The organism is Bradyrhizobium sp. 23AC (assembly GCF_054863025.1).
This window is the reverse complement of the sequence record NZ_JAVAYN010000008.1, coordinates 327,793-347,397: the sequence shown is the minus strand read 5'-3', so window position 1 is coordinate 347,397 and position 19,605 is coordinate 327,793. Positions and strand designations below refer to the sequence as shown.

Here is a 19,605-nt window from a genome sequence, read left to right as displayed (position 1 = left end):
GATGCGGCTAGCCGGCCTTCTTCGCCCGAGCAGGCGCGCGCACCGGCTTGTCGGCCTTCTTCGAAGTTTCCCTGGTCGCTTCCCTGGTCGCCGTCTTCGCAGCAGCGTCCTTGCCGCCTTTGCCGGCGATCGGCAGCAGCATCTCGCGCTGGCCCGCGACGCGCTTCTTCGGCTTCTTGGCTTTCGCGGTCTCCTTGGCGACCTTCGCCGCAGGCGCGGCGTCCTTCTCGTTCGCGATGCTCTTCTTCAGCGCGTCCATCAAGTTGATGACGTTGCCGCCGCTCTTCGGCGCGGCCTTGGCGGTGATCGGGGCGCCGCTGCGCTTCTTGTTGATGAGATCGATCAGCGCGGTCTCGTAATGGTCCTCGAACAGCTCGGGCTCGAATGCGCCGGACTTCTTCTCGACGATATGCTTGGCGAGGTCGAGCATGTCCCTGGTCAGCTTCACGTCCTGGATGTCGTCAAAATATTCTGTCTCGCTGCGGACCTCGTAGGGGTAGCGCAGCAGCGTGCCCATCAGCCCGCTTTCCAGCGGCTCGAGCGCGATGATGTGCTCGCGGTTGGTCAGCACCACGCGGCCGATCGCGACCTTGTCCATGCTGCGGATGGTCTCGCGGATCACCGCATAGGCGTCGTGGCCGACCTTGCCGTCGGGCACGAGATAATAGGGGCGGATCAGATAGCGGTTGTCGATGTCGGCCTTCGGCACGAACTCGTCGATATCGATCGTGTGGGTCGAATCGAGCGCGATGTCGTCGAGCTCGTCCTTGGTGACCTCGATATAGGTGTCGGTGTCGACCTTGTAGCCCTTGACGATGTCCTCGGACGTCACCTCGTCGCCGGTCTCGGCGTCGACCTTGAGGTACTTGATCCTGTGGCCGGTCTTGCGGTTGATCTGGTTGAAAGAGACCTTCTCGGTATCCGAAGTGGCCGGATAGAGCGCGACCGGGCAGGTCACGAGCGACAAACGCAGAAAACCCTTCCAATTGGCGCGGGGGGCCATGGGCTACTCCAAACGCAACAAGGACAGACTTACGAGGATACCATCGGGAAACAGCGAATCATAGCAAGGCCGGACGTTGAATCTTCCAACTGCGTTAATCGGCCGTAGGGCGTGGGGTTGCTGTCCCGATCGGGTGGCAAAAGCCGGAACATCATATCGGATCGGGCGTTGGCTCCGCATACACGGCTGCGAGGAGGTCGCGGTCATCGGAGGCGACACGCAGAGATTGAGGGCATCATGGCAACCACGCGAGAGCAGCGACAGATCGTCGAAACACCAACCGAGGCGCGTCAGGGCGAACCTGGGCCGTCAGTTGCCGCATTGCTCGCCATCTCGACTGGGCTTGCGATCCTGATCCTCGCCGTCATCTGGTTCGTGTTCTTCCGGACCTGACGGCCGAATTCACGGGAAGGGCGGACCTTCCGACCTGCCGCGGGACGCGGCACACTGCGCCCGCCATGTTGCCGGCTCGTCCGGTCCCATGGCGGGCGCAGTCGCATGGGCTTTGGACACATCGTATATGACCAAAAAGTAACGCGCCCGGTTCCCCGCGTTCATATTCAGTTCACGCCGGAATTGCTCATCTGGTGCGGTGTTGATGCGGCCTATGTCTGGAGAGAAGCGTGCGCCTGCTCGTTGTTGAGGACGACCCCGATCTCAATCGCCAGCTCACCAAGGCGTTGACCGACGCCGGCTATGTCGTCGATCGCGCCTTCGACGGAGAGGAGGGGCACTATCTCGGCGACAACGAGCCGTATGATGCCGTCGTGCTCGACATCGGCCTGCCGAAGAAGGACGGCATCTCGGTGCTGGAGGCCTGGCGCCGCAACGGCCGCACCATGCCGGTCCTGATCCTCACCGCACGCGACCGCTGGAGCGACAAGGTGCAGGGCTTCGATGCCGGCGCCGACGACTATGTCGCAAAGCCGTTCCATTTGGAGGAGGTGCTGGCGCGCATCCGCGCGCTGCTGCGCCGCTCGACCGGCCATGCCCAGAGCGAGCTCAGCTGCGGCCCCGTCACGCTCGACACCAGGACCGGCCGCGTCAGCGTGTCAGGCAATCCCGTAAAGATGACCTCACACGAATATCGGCTTCTGGCCTACCTGATGCACCATTCCGGCCGGGTGGTCTCGCGCACCGAGCTGGTCGAGCACCTCTACGACCAGGATTTCGACCGCGACTCGAATACGATCGAGGTGTTCGTCGGCCGCATCCGCAAGAAGCTCGACGTCGACATCATCCAGACTGTCCGCGGCCTCGGCTATCTCCTGACCCCGCCGGCCGCCTGACGCGTTCCGGGGCTTGACGGGCAGCCTGACAGGGGCCTTGGTCCGGGATATGAGCTCTGACGCCCGCCACCCTGCGCCTTCCCGGATCATTCCGATGGCCGCTAGTTCGCTTGCGACCCGCCTGTTCCTGTCGGCGACCGCCTGGCTCGTGGTGATCCTGGCCATCACCGGCGTGGTGCTGTCGTCGGTCTACAAGAACGCCACCGAGCGCGCCTTCGACCGCCGGCTCAATCTCTATCTCCGCACGCTGATCGCGGAGGTCGCCACCCCCGACGAGCCGCCCGACCGCCAGTTCCAGTCGCTTGGTGAGCCGCTGTTCGAGCTGCCGTTGTCCGGCTGGTACTGGCAGATCACGCGGACCGACACCGAAAAGCCGGAGGTGCGCTCCTCGCGCTCGCTCTGGGACAAGAAGCTGCCGAAGCTGGAAGAGCAGGGCACCGAGCTCACCGCCGCCGGCATCCGGCTGGCCTATGTCGACGGGCCCGAAGGGCAGAATCTGCGCATGGTCGAGCGTCCCGTCGATCTCGGCGCCGACGGCAAGTTTCTGGTCAGCGTCGCCGGCGACGATACCGAGATTTTCGACGAGACGCGCAGCTTCGACTACTATCTCGGCGGCACCTTCACCGCGCTCGGCATCGTGCTGCTGCTGACGACCGTGTTCCAGGTCCGCTTCGGCCTCGCACCGCTCAAGCGCATCTCGGAATCGATCGCTGACATCCGCTCCGGGCGGGCGGAGCGGCTCGAGGGCGAATTCCCGGTCGAGATCGCGCCGCTGGCGCGCGAGACCAATGCGCTGATCGATGCCAATCGCGAGATCGTCGAGCGCGCGCGCACCCATGTCGGCAATCTCGCCCATGCGATCAAGACGCCGCTCTCGGTCATCGTCAACGAGGCCGGCGTCCATATCACCGATCCGTTCGCGGCCAAGGTGATGGAGCAGGCGGATGTGATGCGCGACCAGGTCGCCCATCACCTGGAGCGTGCGCGCATCGCAGCGCGGGTCTCGGTGGTCGCGACCGTGACGGAGGTGGCGCCGGCCATCGAGGCATTGCGGCGGACCATGGAGAAGATCCATCGCGATCGCGGCATCGTCGTCGAAGCCAAGGCCGATCCGTCGGCAAAATTTCGCGGCGAGCGGCAGGATCTGGAGGAGATGGTCGGCAATCTCGTCGACAATGCCTGCAAATGGGCCGCCTCGCGCGTCTTCATCGAGGTCCTGGTGGAGCCGCCGCACCAGGCGGGGGTGGGCCCGCGCCTGCGGATCATCGTCGATGACGACGGCCGCGGCCTGTCGGAAGCCGAGCGTGCGCAGGTCTCTCGGCGTGGCCAGCGGCTCGACGAGTCCAAGCCGGGCTCGGGGCTGGGGCTGTCGATCGTGACCGACCTTGCCGCGCTCTATGGCGGCAGCCTCTCGCTCGGTGGTGCGCCGACCGGCGGCCTGCGCGCCGAACTGGTCCTTCCGGGTGTATAATCCGTTGTTCCGACAGGGTTATTCGTCCCCGCCGATGCCTGGCCGCAGCAAACCGGCGGGATTCGCTCCGACGTCCTAAACGGCTTCTTAAGTGGGGGCCTCCTATGATCGCGCCGGACCATCCCATGTCCGCCATTTTACCGTGCATTACCCGGGCGCATGAGCCAGACATCGATCGAGCGGCTGAGGGAATATCTCGCGCAGCTCCCGCCGCAGGCGCAGGCGCTGCTGATGCGGGAGTTCGAGCGCGCGCTCGAGCGCGGCCAGGACACGGCTGTCGCGACCCTCGTGCTCGAGCAGTTGCGCAAGATCGTCCGCAAGTCCGAAGCCGACGAAGCCCCGCCGCCGCGCACGGACGATCTGTCGCGACTGTTGTTCCAGGCGCTGGAACCGTTCCTGATCGAGGCCGGCGTCCCGCTGCGGGTCGGCCAGATCCGCCGCACCTCGCTCCAGCCGATCTGGCAATGGCTAGGCCGCGACGGCGCACCGGACAAGGTGAACGAGTTCGAGGCCGCGCTGGCGCGGATGCCCCCCGATAGCGCGGGGCAGGTCGAAGCCCTCGCGCAGAAGCTCCAGGGGGTGGCTGCGGATGCCATTTTCGAGCTGACCGGTCCCGGCGGCGGCGACAAATCGCGCGCGCTGGCCCGGGTCGGCGCGCCCAACGTGATCGAGGACCTCTATTCGATCGGAGCGGTGCTTCAGGTCCGGGAGGCCATAGCCGGCTTGAACGAGAAGCTGCCGCGCACTCTGCGCGCTTTCGGCGATCCCCAGATCGCCTCGGTGACGTCGGCGCTCAACATTCCGGTCCTTCAGACCCCGCAAATGCTGCCCTTCGCGCTGTCGATCGTGGTGCAGCGGATGACCGCGCCGTGGCAGATCATCCGCCTCGCCATCAAGATTGCCGCGTCCGACGACGAGATCCGCGTCGCGGCGACGCCTTACGGTGTTGCCGTCACGATCGCGCTGCACGATCTGTCCTGCGTTGCCGCCACCCTGCGCATGGACATCAAGCGCGGCCATTTCGACAACGTTGCCGGCAACCTCAAGGCGCTGCACGACGGCGTACGCGGCCTGCGCACCGAGCTCGACCTGCGCAACGATTCCGCTTGGGGCAAGCAACTGACCTCGATCCGGGCCGACATCTCCAATGCGCTGCAATCCGAGATCGACAGCGTTCCCGGCCGCGTTCGCCGCATCCTGCGCCAGCGCCCCGAGAAAGACATTCCGCCGGGTGCGCGGATCGACAGCACCGAGGTGGAGGAAACGGCGGCGCTGATCGATTTCGTCGCGACCTGCCGCAATTATGCGAGCGAGCTTGCGATCAACGAGGTGACGCTGCGCACCTATTCCGACCTCCAGCAATATGTCGAACGCTCGACCGAGCAATTGGTGCAGTCGCTGCGCGCCGCCGATCACAAGGTGCGCATCTATCGGCAGCAGCAGGTGCAGGCCGCGATTCGCTTCTGCCAGGTGCTGTTTGGCGATGATTACGCCTCGTTGATGAGCCGGGCCGCGGAGAACGCAGCGACCGGCGAGCGCAAATCGTCGCGCGCAAGCTAACCTAAGCGCATATTTTCGTGATCACAATTTGTGGTTGACGGTGCCAGTGGTGCGCCGTACGGTCCCCGTGCAAGTCCGGGGAACTTCTATTTGTGGGCGCATGAAACCCGTTATCAGCTCCATCGAAATTGAGAACCGCATCATTGTTGCCAAGTATCAAAGACTGATGGTCGGCGCCAAAGTGGTGCTGGTCGAGAAGGCAAGCGGTCGGCAACTGTCGGAGACGATCACGAGGGTTGCATCCCCGGTTCCGGTCGGCGCGCTGCGCATCAGATTGCCGGACGCAGTCAGGCCGGGAACATACTTCCTGAGGGCCTTCAACGGCCACGGTGAGGACGCCGCGCAAAGCACGGACTTCGAGATCGGCTAAGCCGTTGGATTTTCACCGTTTCGAGACCGTGCGCGGTCGCGCCAAATTGACAATTGTCAATTGCCGCATCGTCCGGCCGTGGTGTAAAGCCACCTATGGGCGCGGTTCGTGCGCTGCCGGAAGCTTGCCAGATGACGCTATGGTTCGTGTTCGCGCTGATGACGGTCGCGGCGATTTTCGCCGTGCTCTGGCCGCTTGGCCGCAATGGACGCGCGCAAGACCAGGGCAGCGAGGTCGCGGTTTACAAGGACCAGCTGGCCGAGATCGAGCGTGATCTCGCTGCAGGCTTGATCCCCGCGCCGGACGCCGAGGCTGCGCGCGTCGAGATCAGCCGCAGGCTGCTCGCTGCGGCCGCCAGCGAGCCCGCCATGGCGCCGAAGTCGAATCTCAAATGGCGCCGCGCGGCGGCCGTGCTGGCGCTCGCCGGCCTGCCGCTCGTTGCGATTGGCATTTACATGCCACTCGGCTCGCCCCGGCTTCAGGACTTTCCCCTGGCGCAGCGCGAGCGGGGATCCGGGTCCGGCGTCGCGCAGTCGCTCGAGAATCTCGTCGTGCAGGTCCAGCAGCATCTGGAGAAGAATCCGACCGACGGGCGCGGCTGGAACGTGCTCGCGCCGGTGTTGGAGCGGCTTGGCCGTTTCGACGATGCGGTGCGCGCCTATCGCAACTCGCTCACCTATAATGGCGAGAGCGCGGAGCGCCGGTCCGATCTCGGCGAAGCGATCTCGGCTGCGGCCGGCGGTGTGGTGACCGTCGAGGCCAAGGCGGAGTTCGAGCGTGCGCAGGCCCTGAACGCGGACGATCCCAAGGCGAACTACTTCCTGGGCCTTGCCGCCGAGCAGGACGGCCGCAAGGACGATGCAGCCACGATCTGGCGCGCGCTGCTTGCGAAAGCGCCCGCGGATGCGCCGTGGCGTGCCCTGGTGCAGTCCTCGCTGGTGCGGGTCGGTGGCGGAACGATGCCGGCGCTGTCCGACGAGACGATTGCTGCGTCCAAGGATATGGCCGAAGGCGATCGCAACGCGATGGTGCGCGGCATGGTCGATCGTCTGGCCACCCGGTTGAAGCAGAACGGCGACGACGTCGACGGTTGGCTGCGCCTGGTGCGCGCCTATCTCGTGATGGGCGAGCGGGACAAGGCCATGGGGGCATCGGCCGATGCCCGGCAGGCGGTTGCCAGCGACGCCGAGAGGCTGCGCCAGCTCAACGAAGGCCTCAGGACTCTCGGGTTCGGCGGATGACGATGTCGGAACGAGACGAGCGGAGAACAGATACGCCATGACGCGCAAGCAGCGACGTATGACCATCATCGGCGGCTCGCTCGCCGTGCTCGCGCTCGCGGCCGCGCTGGTGCTTAACGCACTTCGCGACTCCATCGTGTTCTTCTCGACGCCGACCATGGTCGCCGAGAAGCACGTCGAGCCAGGCAAGCGGTTTCGCCTCGGCGGGCTAGTGCAGCCCGGCTCGCTCCAGCGCGGCGACAATCTCGCGGTGACCTTCGAGGTTGCCGACGGCAATGCCAAGCTGCCGGTGGCCTACAAGGGCATCCTGCCCGACCTGTTCCGCGAGGGGCAGGGCGTCGTCGCCGAAGGTGCGCTCGACGCCCATGGCGTGTTCAAGGCCGACACGGTGCTTGCCAAGCACGACGAGACCTATATGCCCAAGGACGTCGCCGATGCCCTGAAGAAGCAGGGGCACTGGAAGGACGATTACGGCGGCAAGCCGTCTGACAGCGGCAAGACGTCCGATGCGGGCAAGCCCGCGGCGACGGCCGCGCAGGGCAATCCGCAGGGAGCAATGCAGTGATCGCAGAATCCGGACATTACGCGCTGGTGCTGGCGCTTGGGCTCGCACTGATCCAGTCAATTGTGCCCCTGATCGGCGCACGCCTGAACGATGTCGCGCTGATGAATGTGGCGCGCTCCACGGCGCTGGCGCAGCTGCTGTTCGTCGGTGCTTCGTTCGTCGCTCTCGTGATGCTGCACGTGAACTCGGACTTCTCGGTCGCCAACGTTTACGAGAACTCCCACTCGATGAAGCCGCTGCTCTACAAGATCACCGGCGTGTGGGGGAACCATGAAGGCTCGATGCTGTTGTGGGTGTCGATCCTCGCGTTGTTCGGCGGGCTCGTTGCAGCGTTCGGCAACAATCTGCCGCTGTCGCTGCGCGCGCACGTGCTTGCCGTGCAGGCCTGGGTCGCCAGCGCCTTCTATCTGTTCATCCTCGTGACGTCGAACCCGTTCCTGCGCATCGCGAGCCCGCCGATCGAAGGACGCGATCTCAATCCGGTGCTCCAGGACATCGGCCTCGCCGTGCATCCGCCGATGCTCTATCTTGGCTATGTCGGCTTCTCGATCTCGTTCTCCTTCGCGATCGCGGCGCTGATGGAGGGCCGGATCGATGCAGCCTGGGCGCGCTGGGTGCGGCCGTGGACGCTGGTCGCCTGGATCTTCCTGACGCTCGGCATCGCTATGGGCTCGTACTGGGCCTATTACGAGCTCGGCTGGGGCGGCTGGTGGTTCTGGGATCCGGTCGAGAACGCCTCGCTGATGCCGTGGCTCTCCGGCACCGCGCTGCTCCATTCCGCCCTGGTGATGGAGAAGCGCAACGCGCTGAAGGTCTGGACCATCCTGTTGTCGATCCTGACCTTCTCGCTGTCGCTGCTCGGCACTTTCCTGGTGCGCTCGGGCGTCATCACCTCGGTGCACGCCTTCGCCACCGATCCCACCCGCGGCGTGTTCATTCTGCTGATCCTCTGCCTGTTCATCGGCGGTAGCCTGTCCCTGTTCGCGGGCCGCGCCACCTCGTTGAAGCAGGGCGGCCTGTTCGCGCCGATCTCGCGCGAGGGGGCGCTGGTGCTGAACAACCTGCTGCTCACGGTTGCTTGCGCGGTCGTGCTGTTCGGCACGCTCTATCCGCTCGCGATGGAAATGCTCGCCGACTTCAAGATGTCGGTCGGTGCGCCCTTCTACAACCTCACCTTCGCGCCGCTATTTACCCTGTTGCTGCTTGCCGTGCCGTTCGGGCCGATGCTGGCGTGGAAGCGCGGCGATCTGCTCGGCGTGACGCAGCGCCTGCTCGCGGCGGGCGTCGCCGGGCTCGTCGCCGTCGCCATCGCCTGGGGCTGGGCGAGCGGGGGCAGCACGCTGGCGCCGCTCGCGATCGGGCTTGGCATCTTCGTCATCGGCGGCGCGGTCACCGACATCGTCGAGCGGACCGGCCTCGTGCGGCTGCCGTTCGCAACGGTGCTGCACCGGGCGCGCGGCATGCCGCGCTCGGCCTGGGGCACGGCGTTCGCGCATGCCGGCCTCGGCGTCGCGCTGATCGGGATCGTCTGCGAAACCACCTGGAACAGCGAATATATCGCGACTATGAAGCAGAACGACGTCGCCCACATCGCCGGCTTCGACGTGAAGCTCGACGGATTGCTGCAGCATCAGGGCCCGAACTACCGCGAGATGATCGCCGAGTTCAACGTCAGCCTCGATGGCAAGCCGCTCAGCGTCATGACGCCCTCCAAGCGCAGCTTCACCACCCGCGGCTCCTCGACCACCGAGGCCGCGCTGCTGACGCGCGGCGCGAGCCAGCTCTATATTTCGCTCGGCGAGGCCAATGCCGAGGGCGCCATCGCCGTGCGTATCTATTACAAGCCGATGGTGCTCATGATCTGGTGGGGGCCGGTGCTGATGGCGTTCGGCGGCGTGCTGTCGCTGTCCGACCGGCGTCTGCGGGTCGGCGCGCCGAAGCCGGCGCGGGCCAAGCAGCGCCTCCAGCCGGCGGAGTGATCCGATGCGCCGGATGATGGCCGCGTTCGCCCTGCTGATGCTGCTCGCCTTGCCTGCGGCCCACGCCGTGCAGCCCGACGAGATCATGCCGGATCCCGCCAAGGAAGCTCGCGCGCGCGAGCTGTCGCGGGAGCTGCGCTGCATGGTCTGTCAGAACCAGTCGATCGATGATTCCGATGCGCCGCTGGCGCGCGACCTGCGGCTTCTGGTGCGCGAGCGCATCGGCGCCGGCGACAGCAACTCGCAGGTGCTCGACTTCCTGGTCGCGCGCTACGGCGAGTTCGTGCTGTTGAAACCACGTTTCGAACGTCAGACCCTGCTGCTGTGGCTGCTCGGGCCGCTGCTTCTGATCGGCGGTGGCCTGGCGCTGTGGCTGCAAATCCGGCGTCGCTCGCGGAGTGGTGCAGACGTACCTGCTCCGCCGCTCACTGCGGACGAACAGGCGCGGCTCGCCGCGTTGATGTCCGATGATGCGAAGTCGTCCTAGCCTACGTAATGATACTTAGGCCGCTTGGCGCAGCTTGTTTCATGCTCTGTTGACCTTTGTCTGGAAGCTTGTCGCAAGATTCGATTCCAGCCTTTGAGTCCCCCGATGTTCGCGAACAGCAATCTGACGATCCGCTTCCTGGTCGGCGCCGTCGTCGCTGCATTATTGTTTCTGCTGGGCATCGGCGGCGGCACCGGCTTCATCGCGGTGCTCTATCTCAACAACGAGATCACCAGCCTGTCGGCGGACTTCGCCGCGCTGAGCGGCCCCGCGCGCGACCATGCCATGCAGATCTACCAGCAGGCGCAGACCGCGTTCTCCTATTTCCTGATGGCCTGCGGCGTGATCGCCGTCGTCGCCGTCGCAATCTGCCTCACCACCTGGTTCGCCGTGCGCAACGGCATCCTCAGTCCGCTGGCCGCGATCGTGCATGCCATGCGCGAGGTCGCCGACCAGAAATTCCAGACATCGGTTCCGGGGCTCGGCCGCACCAACGAGATCGGCCTGCTCGCCGGTGCGCTGGAGGTCTTCAAGACCAACGGGCTCGAGCGGCGCCACCTCACCGAGCAGCAGCTGCGCGAAGCCCAGCACCAGGCCGAGCGATCGAAATTCCTGGACGACCGGATCAAGCGCTTCAACGAACTCGTCGCCAGCGTCGTCGACAGCGTGGCCTCATCGGCCGTGCACCTGAAGAGCAACGCCGAGACGCTGTCGCGGACCGCCAACGACACCAGCACCAAGGCCAATGCGGTCGCGAGCGCGGCGAGCCAGGCCAGCGCCAGCGTGCAGACGGTCGCAGGTTCTGCCGAGGAGATGACGAACTCGATCGGCACGATCAGCCGCCGCGTCACCGACGCGACCCAGCGCGCCGAGGGCGCAGCGTCCCAGGCGGAGAAGAGCCGCGACACCATCCACACGCTATCGGATGCCGCCGACAAGATCGGCGAGGTCGTGCAGCTCGTGCAGGCGATCGCATCGCAGACCAATCTGCTGGCGCTGAACGCCACCATCGAGGCGGCGCGGGCAGGGGAGGCCGGCAAGGGGTTTGCGGTGGTTGCCTCCGAGGTGAAGAATCTGGCGCATCAGACCAGCAAGGCGACGGAGGAGATCACCTCTCATGTCGCCAGCATTCAGGGCATCACCGCGGAGACGCGCGGCGCGATCGACGGCATTTCCAAGACGCTGTCGGAGATCTCGTCCATCATGTCCGGCATCGAGGTCGATACCGCCCAGCAGCGTAACGCCACGCAGGAGATCACGCGCAGCGCCCAGAACGCCGCGCACGGAACCCTCGACGTCTCCAACCATATCGTCCAGATCACCTCGACCTCCGCGCAGACCGGCCGCATGGCCGCCGAGGCGCGGGATTCCGCGGTCGACCTGTCGCAGCAGGCCGCGACCCTGAAGCGCGAGGTCGACGAGTTCATCGTCAGCGTCAGGGCAAGCTGAGCGCGCCAGAACGCGCTTGCGACGCCGGTCACGGGAACTCGGTTAAGTTCCTGTGAGGCCACAATTTTCGGTGTGCGCTAAACTGCCGCATCGGACCCGCCCCTTCATTACAAAAGTTTAACCCCGCCGCCAGCGCACGGTAAGGCGGGAGCCCCCATCTTCAGGACCGTAAGGTGCCGCCATCGGGCACCAAATGGATTTCAAGGCCCTGGAGATCTCCGCATGACCGACCGTCCCGACCTCTCGAACCTTCCGTCCTACCGGCAGCCGCGCCGGTCGGTGTTTTCCGCGCGCAAGTTCGCGCTGATGGCCTCGGTCGTCGCCGGTCTCGGCGCGGCCGTCTATGGCTTCAGCCCCTCGACTTCGCCGGCCGACCTGTTCTCGAGCCCGGCGCATGCGCAAGTCAACAACGAGGTCCGCAAGGTCGAACGCCCGGTCGGTTTCGCCGACATCGTCGAGCGTGTGAAGCCGTCGGTGATCTCGGTGAAGGTCAACATCAAGGAGAAGACCGCGAGCAACGACGACGGCGATGATTCCTCCTCGCCATTCCAGCCGGGCTCGCCGATGGAGCGCTTCTTCCGCCGCTTCGGCGGTCCGGATGGTTTCCCGGGCCTGAAGGGCGGGCGTGGCCGCGTCGTGCAGGGCCAGGGCTCCGGCTTCTTCATCTCGGCCGACGGCTTTGCCGTGACCAACAACCACGTGGTCGACGGCGCCGACAAGGTCGAGGTCACCACCGACGACGGCAAGACCTACACCGCCAAGGTGATCGGCACCGACCAGCGCACCGACCTCGCTTTGATCAAGGTCGAGGGCAGCTCGAACTTCCCGTTCGCCAAGCTCGCTGACGCCAAGCCGCGGATCGGCGACTGGGTGCTCGCGGTCGGCAATCCCTTCGGCCTCGGCGGCACCGTGACCGCCGGCATCGTCTCGGCGAGCGGCCGCGACATCGGCAACGGTCCGTATGACGATTTCATCCAGATCGACGCGCCCGTGAACAAGGGCAATTCCGGCGGTCCCGCTTTCGACACCAACGGCGAGGTGATGGGCGTCAACACCGCGATCTACTCGCCCTCCGGCGGCAGCGTCGGCATCGCGTTCTCGATTCCGGCGAGCACCGTCAAGAGCGTGGTCGCCCAGCTCAAGGACAAGGGCTCGGTCAGCCGCGGCTGGATCGGCGTGCAGATTCAGCCGGTCACCTCCGACATCGCCGACAGCCTCGGTATGAAGAAGGCCGAAGGCGCGCTGGTGGCGGAACCGCAAGCGAACGGTCCGGCTGCGAAGGCTGGCATCGAGTCCGGTGACGTGATCACCGCGGTCAACGGCGAGTCCGTCAAGGACGCCCGCGAGCTTGCCCGCACCATCGGTGGCATGGCGCCCGGCGCGACCGTGAAGCTCAACGTGCTGCACAAGGGGCAGGACAAGGTCGTGAACATGACGCTTGGCCAGCTGCCGAATACGGTCGAGGCCAAGGCCGACAACGACAATGACAGCGGCAAGGGTGCGAGCAAGGGCACCGACGTGCCCAAGCTCGGCATGACCGTTGCCCCCGCCAATTCGGTGGCCGGCGCCGGCAAGGAAGGCGTCGTGGTCACCGAGGTCGATCCGAAGAGCGCCGCGGCCGAGCGCGGCTTCAAGGAAGGCGACGTGATTCTCGAAGTCGGCGGCAAGAGCGTGGCCACCGCCGGCGAAGTCCGCGACGCCATCAACATGGCGCGGACCGACAACAAGAACAGCGTCCTGATGCGCGTGAAGAGCGGCGGCCAGTCGCGCTTCGTCGCGGTGCCCCTCGCCAAGGGTTAAGACTTCAGGAGGCCTACGAGATGAAGGGTGTCGCCGGCATCAGTCGCCCCCGCCGACGGCGCCCTTCGGGGAAGCAGCGCAACGTTCGCTTCCCCTCTCTACCTTCCGGTGGAATTACGCCCCCCTCCGTCGGAAGGCCTAGGGCGGTGAGGTCCCCCCAGCTTCACCGCCCGCCTTTTTCTCGATGCCAGAGTCTCCCACTCGGCTTGCATGCGATTGCCGCTCGCGCCATGTTTAGAGAAGGTTGACCTCCTTGACCGCCGCCGAACGCACGATGCGCCTCCTCATCATTGAAGACGACCGCGAATCCGCCGACTATCTCGTGAAGGCGTTTCGCGAAGTCGGACACATTGCCGACCACGCCGCCGACGGCGAGGAAGGCCTCGCCATGGCCGAGAACGGCGATTACGACGTGCTGGTGGTCGACCGCATGCTGCCCAAGCGCGACGGCCTGTCGCTGATCGGTGCACTGCGCGACCAGGACAACACCACGCCGGTGCTGATTCTGTCCGCGCTCGGACAGGTCGACGACCGCATCAAGGGCCTGCGCGCCGGCGGCGACGACTATCTGCCAAAGCCCTATTCCTTCGCCGAGCTGCTGGCCCGGGTCGAGGTGCTGTCGCGCCGCCGCGGGGGACCTGCCGAGGACACGCTCTACCGCGTCGGCGATCTCGAGCTCGACCGGCTCTCCCATCGCGTCGTCCGCGGCAAGGACGAGTTGACGCTGCAGCCGCGCGAATTCCGCCTGCTCGAATATCTGATGAAGCATGCCGGCCAGGTGGTGACGCGCACCATGCTGCTCGAGAACGTCTGGGACTATCATTTCGATCCGCAGACCAACGTGATCGACGTGCACATTTCGCGGCTGCGCTCCAAGATCGACAAGGGCTTTGAGCGGCCGCTGCTGCACACGATCCGCGGCGCCGGGTACATGATCCGTGACGGCATTCGGTAAACTCGTCCGCACCACGGCGTTCCGGCTGACGCTGGTCTATCTGCTGCTGTTCGCGATGTTCGCGGCCTCGCTGCTGGCCTATTTCGCCTGGAATACGCGGCGGCTGATCACCGAGGAAATCACGCAGACGGTCAATGCCGAGACCTCGGAGATCTCCGAAATCTACGGCCGTCGCGGCCTGCGCGGCCTGGTGCTTGCGATCGAATATCGGGCGCTGCGCCCGGGCGCCAACCTCTATCTCGTGACGACGCCGACAGGGCAGGCAATCGCCGGCAATGTCGGCTCGCTGGCGCCGGGCGTGATGGCGACACGCGGCTGGTCGGAGACCGCCTACCGGCGCATCGAGGACGCCGATGACCGCGACCATCGTGCGCTCGTGCGCGTCACCGAACTGGAAAATGGCTTCCGGCTTCTGATCGGCCGCGACCTCGCCGAGCGGCGTCGCCTGTTCGGCATCGTCGCCAAGGCGGCGCAATGGTCGATCCTGATCGTCGTCGTGCTCGGTCTCGGCGGCGGCATCTTCGTCGCGCGCCGCGTGCTGAGGCGCATCGACGCGATGACCGGGACCGCGCAGCGCATCATGACCGGCGATCTCAGCGGGCGTCTACCGGTGGGGCGTAGCGGCGACGAGCTCGACCGCCTCGCGGAAAATCTCAATGCCATGCTGGAGCGGATCGAGGCGCTGATGGCTGGCTTGAAGGAAGTCTCCGACAACATCGCCCACGACCTCAAGACGCCGCTGACGCGCTTGCGCAACCGCGCCGAGGAGGCGCTGGCGAAATCGGGCTGCGAAGCCGATTACCGTGCGGCGCTGGAGCGGACCATCGAGGAATCCGACGGTCTGATTCGCACCTTCAACGCGCTGCTGATGATCGCGCGCGCGGAGTCCGGACAGGCGCGCGGCAACATGGATGATTTCGATGCGGCCGATGTCGCAAACGGCATCCACGAGCTCTACGAGCCACTGGCCGAGGACGACGGCATGACCTTGAAGGTCAAGGCCGAGCCGACACCGGTTCACGCCAATCGCGAGTTGATCAGCCAGGCGCTCGCCAATCTGGTCGAGAATGCGATCAAATACGGCAAGCCGGTCGCGCAGACCGGCGGAACCGTGGTCAGCATGGACGCGAGGCCGATCACGATCGAGGCCAGACGCGACGGCGACAAGGTGCTGCTCAGCGTCACCGATCGCGGTCCCGGCATCCCCGAGGCCGACCGCGCGCATGCTGTCGAACGATTCGTGCGCCTGGAAGCGAGCCGCACGCTGCCGGGCTCCGGCCTCGGTCTCAGCCTCGCTTCTGCGGTTGCGACATTGCACGGCGGTGAGTTGAAATTGGGCGATGCCCAGCCCGGTCTCGTCGCCACGCTGGTGCTGCCCGCGCGCGCCGGGGCCGGCGACAGGGTTGCTCCGCCAATACCGGATGTGCCACAGAAGGTGGCATGAACCACTCCGCGCCGGGAAACGCGGACAAGCATGGTGAGAGGCTGGCCGCGCGCTTTGCGGAGGCTCCCCATATTGCCGCTTCCACAACCGACGAACGACGTCTTGAAAGCTGGCTGTCCGAGCTTGAGCCGGCCCAATCGGCGCGTCTCGACACGCTGCTGGCGCAGCCCTTCGCCCGGAACATCCTGGCCGGGATCGCGGAATTCTCGCCCTATCTGTTCGATCTGGTGCGCGCCGATGCCTTGCGCCTGATCCGGCTCCTCGAATGCGATCCGGATGCGCACCTATCGGCACTCATCGCGGAGGCGAGAGGCGCGGTGCTCGCAGCCCCTGACGAGGCCGAGGTGATGCGACTGCTCCGCCGCATGAAGGCTGAGGCCGCACTCCTGACCGCCTTGTGCGACATTGGCGGGGTCTGGCCGGTCATGCGGGTGACGGCGGCGCTGACCGATGTCGCGGTGTCCTCGGTGCAGGCGGCGCTCCAGTACCTGCTGCGGCAGGAAGCCGCACGTGGCAAGATCTCGCCGCCCAATCCCGAGGCGCCCGAGGAAGGCTGCGGGCTGATCGTGCTCGCCATGGGCAAGATGGGTGCGGGCGAGCTGAACTATTCCAGCGATATCGATCTCATCGTGTTCTTCGATCCCGACGCGACGACGCTGGCAGCGGACATCGAGCCGCAGCCGTTCTTCGTCCGGGTCACGCAGGGGATGGCGCGCATCCTCCAGCAGCGCACCTATGACGGCTACGTCTTCCGCGTCGATCTGCGCCTGAGGCCCGATCCGTCCTCGACGCAGGTCGCGATCTCCAGGGACGCCGCGCTGAATTACTACGAGCGGGAAGGGCGCACCTGGGAGCGCGCGGCGATGATCAAGGCGCGTGCCTGCGCCGGCGATTCCAGCGCGGGCGAGGCATTGCTCGCCGAGATCGCGCCCTTCGTCTGGCGCAAGCATCTCGATTTCGCCGCGCTCGCCGACGTCCACGACATGAAGCGGCAGATGCAGACCTATCGCGGCCAGAGCGAGGTCGCGGTGGAAGGGCACAATGTCAAAGTCGGTCGCGGCGGCATCCGCGAGATCGAGTTCTTCGCGCAGACCCAGCAATTGATTGCCGGCGGCCGTCATCCGGAATTGCGGGTGCGGCCGACGCTGAGAGCGCTCGACATTCTCGCGTCCAGCAACTGGATCACCCCAGCAGCGCGCGACGAGCTGACCGTTGCGTATGAATTCCTGCGCCGGGTCGAGCATCGCCTCCAGATGATCGCCGACGAGCAGACCCACGCGCTGCCCGAGGACAAGGACGCGGTCGAGCGTTTTGCGCGCTTCTTCGGCTATGCGGATCGCGAGGCCTTCGCGGGCGAGCTGCTGCGGCAGCTCAAGATCGTGCAGGGACACTACGAAAAACTGTTCGAGGGCGACGATCCGACCGGCTCGGCCAAGCTGCCCGCGCTCGACTACAGCGCAGGCCCCGACGATCCGCGCCTGCTCCAGCACCTGGCGGCGCTCGGGTTCAAGAAGCCGGCCGCCGTCGCGCAGACGGTGCGCGACTGGATCACCGGCGACTATCGCGTGTTCCGCAATGAGGCGACGCGCAGCGCCTTCGTCGAGTTCGTGCCCGCCCTGATCGACGGTCTCGCCCATGCCGAGGAGCCGGATCGCGCCGTGGTGGCGTTCGATCAATTCCTTGGGGCGCTGCAGCGCGGCGGCCGGCTGATCACGCTGCTCGGCCAGAACCGCGAGCTCGTCGCGCTGGTGGCGCTGGTGCTCGGCGCTGCGCCCCGGCTCGGCGAGATGCTGGCGCGGCAGCCGCAGCTCATGGACGGCCTGATCGATCCGCGCTTCTTCGGCGCCATGCCGGACAGGCAGGAATTGTCGGGACGGCTCGCGACCACGGTGCATGACGCCGGCTCGTACGAAGAGTTCCTCGACCGGCTGCGCCTGTTCGGGCAGGAGAGCCTGTTCCTGATCGGCACGCGCATCCTGTCCGGCACCGTCTCGGCGCAGCATGCCGGCACGGCCTTTGCCGACGTCGCCGAGGGCATCGTCCATACCGTGCACGGTCTCGTCGCCGATCGCTTCGCCGCCCAGCACGGCCGGATCAAGGCGCAGGAGACCGCGATCATCGCGATGGGTCGGCTCGGCAGCCGCGAGATGACGGCGTCGTCCGATCTCGACCTGATCCTGCTCTACGATTTCGACAGCGACAGTCCGGACTCGGACGGAGCGAAGTCGCTTCAGGGGGCGCACTATTTCGCCCGCTTCACCCAGCGCCTGATCAGCGCGTTCACGACGCGCACCAATTACGGCGTGCTCTACGAGATCGACATGCGGCTGCGTCCGTCGGGGCGCGCCGGCCCCGTGGCCTCGAGCCTCGTCTCGTTCGCGGACTACCAGGCCAACGAGGCATGGACCTGGGAGCACATGGCGCTGACGCGCGCGCGTGTGGTGTCGGCTTCGCCCCAATTCCGGGAACGGATCGAGCGCGTCATCCGCGATGTCCTGACCCGCCGCCGGGATCGCGTGATCATCGCCAACGACGTCGCCGACATGCGGCGGGCGATCGCGCAGGAGAAGGGCGAGACCGACTACTGGGATCTCAAATATGCCGCCGGCGGCATGATCGACATCGACTTCATCGCGCAGTATCTCCAGCTCGTGCACGCTCACCACAAGCCCGAGATCCTCGACGTCAGTACGATGCAGGTGCTGGAAAATGCTTGCAGGCTCGGCGTGCTCGCGCAATCCGAGACCGAGATATTACGTGCCGCGGCGCGGCTGTATCACGATCTGACGCAGATCCTGCGGCTTTGCGTCAGCGACCGCTTCAAGCCGGAAACCGCCGGCACGGATCTGCAGCGCGTCATGGCGCGCGCCGGCGATGCGCCGGACTTCTCGTCGCTGGAGGCACGCGTGAAGGAGACGCAGGGCGAGGTACGGCGCGTGTTCAGGGCGCTGCTGGAAGGGGCGTAGCCTGCTTCAGCGAGGTGAGGGCCTCGCGGACGTTCGGCTCCAGGCCCGCGCCGCCGGCATCGAGATGAGCGAAGATCGCGCGCTTCATCCGGGGATCCCAGAACTTCTTGATATGCTCGGCGATCCCCGGCACGGCCTTGTCGTGGCCCTGGCTCTGGAAGAACTTGCCGATCTGGTTGGCCATGTAGATCAGGCGGTCAGGCGACATCGGCAACCTCCGTGGCATGGTGGGCGACGATCCGGCCACCATGCGAAAACACTTCGAACCCGTCCTGGCGGGCAATGGCGATCAGCGTGATGCCGGCGGCTTCCGCGGTGCGGACCGCAAGCGCGGTCGGCGCGGAAACCGCGACCATCACCGGCGCGCCGATCGCGGCGGTCTTCTGCACCATCTCGACCGAGACGCGGCTCGTCAGCAGCACCATGCCGCCGTTTGCATCCGTGCGGCTGCGCGCCAGCGCGCCCGCGAGCTTATCCAGCGCGTTGTGGCGTCCGACATCCTCGCGCAGCGCGACGATGTGGCCGGCAGGGGACCAGAACGCGGCGGCGTGAACGGCACGGGTCTGCAGATTGATCGATTGCAGCGGCGCGATGGCCTGCATCGCCGTCATGATTTCTTCCGGCGTGAAGCTCTGCCCGTGCGGCACGACCGCTGCGGGGCGCACGGCCTCGGCGATGGACTCGATGCCGCAGATGCCGCAGCCGGTGGGGCCCGCGACGTGGCGACGGCGCTCGCTGATGAGTGCGGCATCTTCCGCTGTTAGCCACATCCTGAGCTCGATGCCGTCGTCGAGGCGAACCACGTCGAGTGACTTGATGTCGTCGACCGACTTGATGATGCCTTCGTCGAGACTGAAGCCGACGGCAAAATCTTCCAGGTTCTGCGGCGTGCCCATCATGACGGCATAGGTGCCGCCATTATAGGTCAGCGCCAGCGGCGTCTCCTCCGGGATGAACCGCGTTCCTTCGGACGCGACGCCGTTACGCCAGATTCCGCGATCGATCGCCTGGACAGCTACATGCATG

At 66.0% G+C, this 19,605-nt stretch carries 17 protein-coding genes; 14 read left to right on the top strand and 3 right to left on the bottom strand.

From position 1 onward, the window contains the following. Nucleotides 1–7: 7 nt before the first annotated feature. Nucleotides 8–1,003 carry a non-homologous end joining protein Ku gene (gene ku, locus RAD10_RS21640; RefSeq protein WP_461619174.1) on the bottom strand — a complete coding sequence of 332 codons (996 nt, stop codon included), beginning with the start codon at nt 1,001–1,003 and terminating at the stop codon, nt 8–10. A gap of 237 nt (nt 1,004–1,240) precedes the next feature. Between ku and RAD10_RS21635 the strand changes: the two genes are divergently transcribed. The 14 genes from RAD10_RS21635 to RAD10_RS21570 all read left to right on the top strand — a co-directional run bounded on the left by RAD10_RS21635 (nt 1,241) and on the right by RAD10_RS21570 (nt 18,579). Then, nucleotides 1,241–1,396, top strand: coding sequence for a hypothetical protein (locus RAD10_RS21635; RefSeq protein ID WP_018315820.1), 156 nt, complete (start codon nt 1,241–1,243; stop codon nt 1,394–1,396). Nucleotides 1,397–1,626: 230 nt separating this feature from the next. Then, entirely contained in the window at nt 1,627–2,292 is a 666-nt protein-coding gene (locus tag RAD10_RS21630; protein WP_018315821.1) for a response regulator transcription factor, read from the top strand. Nucleotides 2,293–2,386: 94 nt separating this feature from the next. Continuing rightward, nucleotides 2,387–3,763, top strand: a complete 1,377-nt coding sequence (locus tag RAD10_RS21625; protein ID WP_461619173.1) for an ATP-binding protein — start codon at nt 2,387–2,389, stop codon at nt 3,761–3,763. Between the two features lie 159 nt (nt 3,764–3,922). Further along, nucleotides 3,923–5,323, top strand: a complete 1,401-nt coding sequence (locus RAD10_RS21620) for a hypothetical protein (protein ID WP_461619172.1) — start codon at nt 3,923–3,925, stop codon at nt 5,321–5,323. Nucleotides 5,324–5,423: 100 nt separating this feature from the next. Continuing rightward, the gene (locus tag RAD10_RS21615; RefSeq protein ID WP_461619193.1) at nt 5,424–5,693 is read left to right on the top strand and encodes a hypothetical protein; all 270 of its coding nucleotides are present in this window, start codon (nt 5,424–5,426) and stop codon (nt 5,691–5,693) included. A gap of 131 nt (nt 5,694–5,824) precedes the next feature. After that, nucleotides 5,825–6,934 carry a c-type cytochrome biogenesis protein CcmI gene (ccmI, locus tag RAD10_RS21610; protein WP_461619171.1) on the top strand — a complete coding sequence of 370 codons (1,110 nt, stop codon included), beginning with the start codon at nt 5,825–5,827 and terminating at the stop codon, nt 6,932–6,934. Between the two features lie 37 nt (nt 6,935–6,971). Continuing rightward, on the top strand, nt 6,972–7,499 hold the full coding sequence (gene ccmE, locus RAD10_RS21605) for a cytochrome c maturation protein CcmE (RefSeq protein WP_461619170.1): 528 nt from the start codon (nt 6,972–6,974) through the stop codon (nt 7,497–7,499). Further along, the gene (locus RAD10_RS21600) at nt 7,496–9,478 is read left to right on the top strand and encodes a heme lyase CcmF/NrfE family subunit (protein WP_461619169.1); all 1,983 of its coding nucleotides are present in this window, start codon (nt 7,496–7,498) and stop codon (nt 9,476–9,478) included. The genes ccmE and RAD10_RS21600 overlap by 4 nt, the downstream gene beginning before the upstream one ends. A 4-nt stretch (nt 9,479–9,482) precedes the next feature. Further along, complete coding sequence (locus RAD10_RS21595; protein WP_461619168.1) at nt 9,483–9,965, top strand: cytochrome c-type biogenesis protein; 483 nt, start codon at nt 9,483–9,485, stop codon at nt 9,963–9,965. 105 nt (nt 9,966–10,070) lie between these two features. Continuing rightward, nucleotides 10,071–11,414: a methyl-accepting chemotaxis protein gene (locus RAD10_RS21590; protein WP_461619167.1), complete on the top strand. Its 1,344-nt coding sequence runs from the start codon at nt 10,071–10,073 to the stop codon at nt 11,412–11,414. Between the two features lie 222 nt (nt 11,415–11,636). Beyond that, complete coding sequence (locus tag RAD10_RS21585; RefSeq protein ID WP_038970595.1) at nt 11,637–13,214, top strand: Do family serine endopeptidase; 1,578 nt, start codon at nt 11,637–11,639, stop codon at nt 13,212–13,214. A gap of 274 nt (nt 13,215–13,488) precedes the next feature. Then, nucleotides 13,489–14,169, top strand: a complete 681-nt coding sequence (locus RAD10_RS21580; RefSeq protein ID WP_461619166.1) for a response regulator transcription factor — start codon at nt 13,489–13,491, stop codon at nt 14,167–14,169. Further along, nucleotides 14,153–15,613 carry a sensor histidine kinase gene (locus RAD10_RS21575; RefSeq protein WP_091953079.1) on the top strand — a complete coding sequence of 487 codons (1,461 nt, stop codon included), beginning with the start codon at nt 14,153–14,155 and terminating at the stop codon, nt 15,611–15,613. Before RAD10_RS21580 ends, RAD10_RS21575 begins: the two co-directional genes overlap by 17 nt. Continuing rightward, on the top strand, nt 15,610–18,579 hold the full coding sequence (locus tag RAD10_RS21570) for a bifunctional [glutamine synthetase] adenylyltransferase/[glutamine synthetase]-adenylyl-L-tyrosine phosphorylase (protein WP_461619165.1): 2,970 nt from the start codon (nt 15,610–15,612) through the stop codon (nt 18,577–18,579). The genes RAD10_RS21575 and RAD10_RS21570 overlap by 4 nt, the downstream gene beginning before the upstream one ends. On the opposite strand, the gene RAD10_RS21565 is transcribed toward RAD10_RS21570, so the two are convergent. Both RAD10_RS21565 and fdhD read right to left on the bottom strand, forming a co-directional pair. Next, entirely contained in the window at nt 18,554–18,787 is a 234-nt protein-coding gene (locus RAD10_RS21565; RefSeq protein ID WP_458182230.1) for a formate dehydrogenase subunit delta, read from the bottom strand. The genes RAD10_RS21570 and RAD10_RS21565 overlap by 26 nt on opposite strands. Then, nucleotides 18,777–19,604 (bottom strand): formate dehydrogenase accessory sulfurtransferase FdhD, encoded by an 828-nt coding sequence (gene fdhD / locus RAD10_RS21560; protein WP_461619164.1) that lies wholly within the window; start codon nt 19,602–19,604, stop codon nt 18,777–18,779. Before fdhD ends, RAD10_RS21565 begins: the two co-directional genes overlap by 11 nt. Between the last annotated feature and the right edge of the window lies 1 nt (nt 19,605).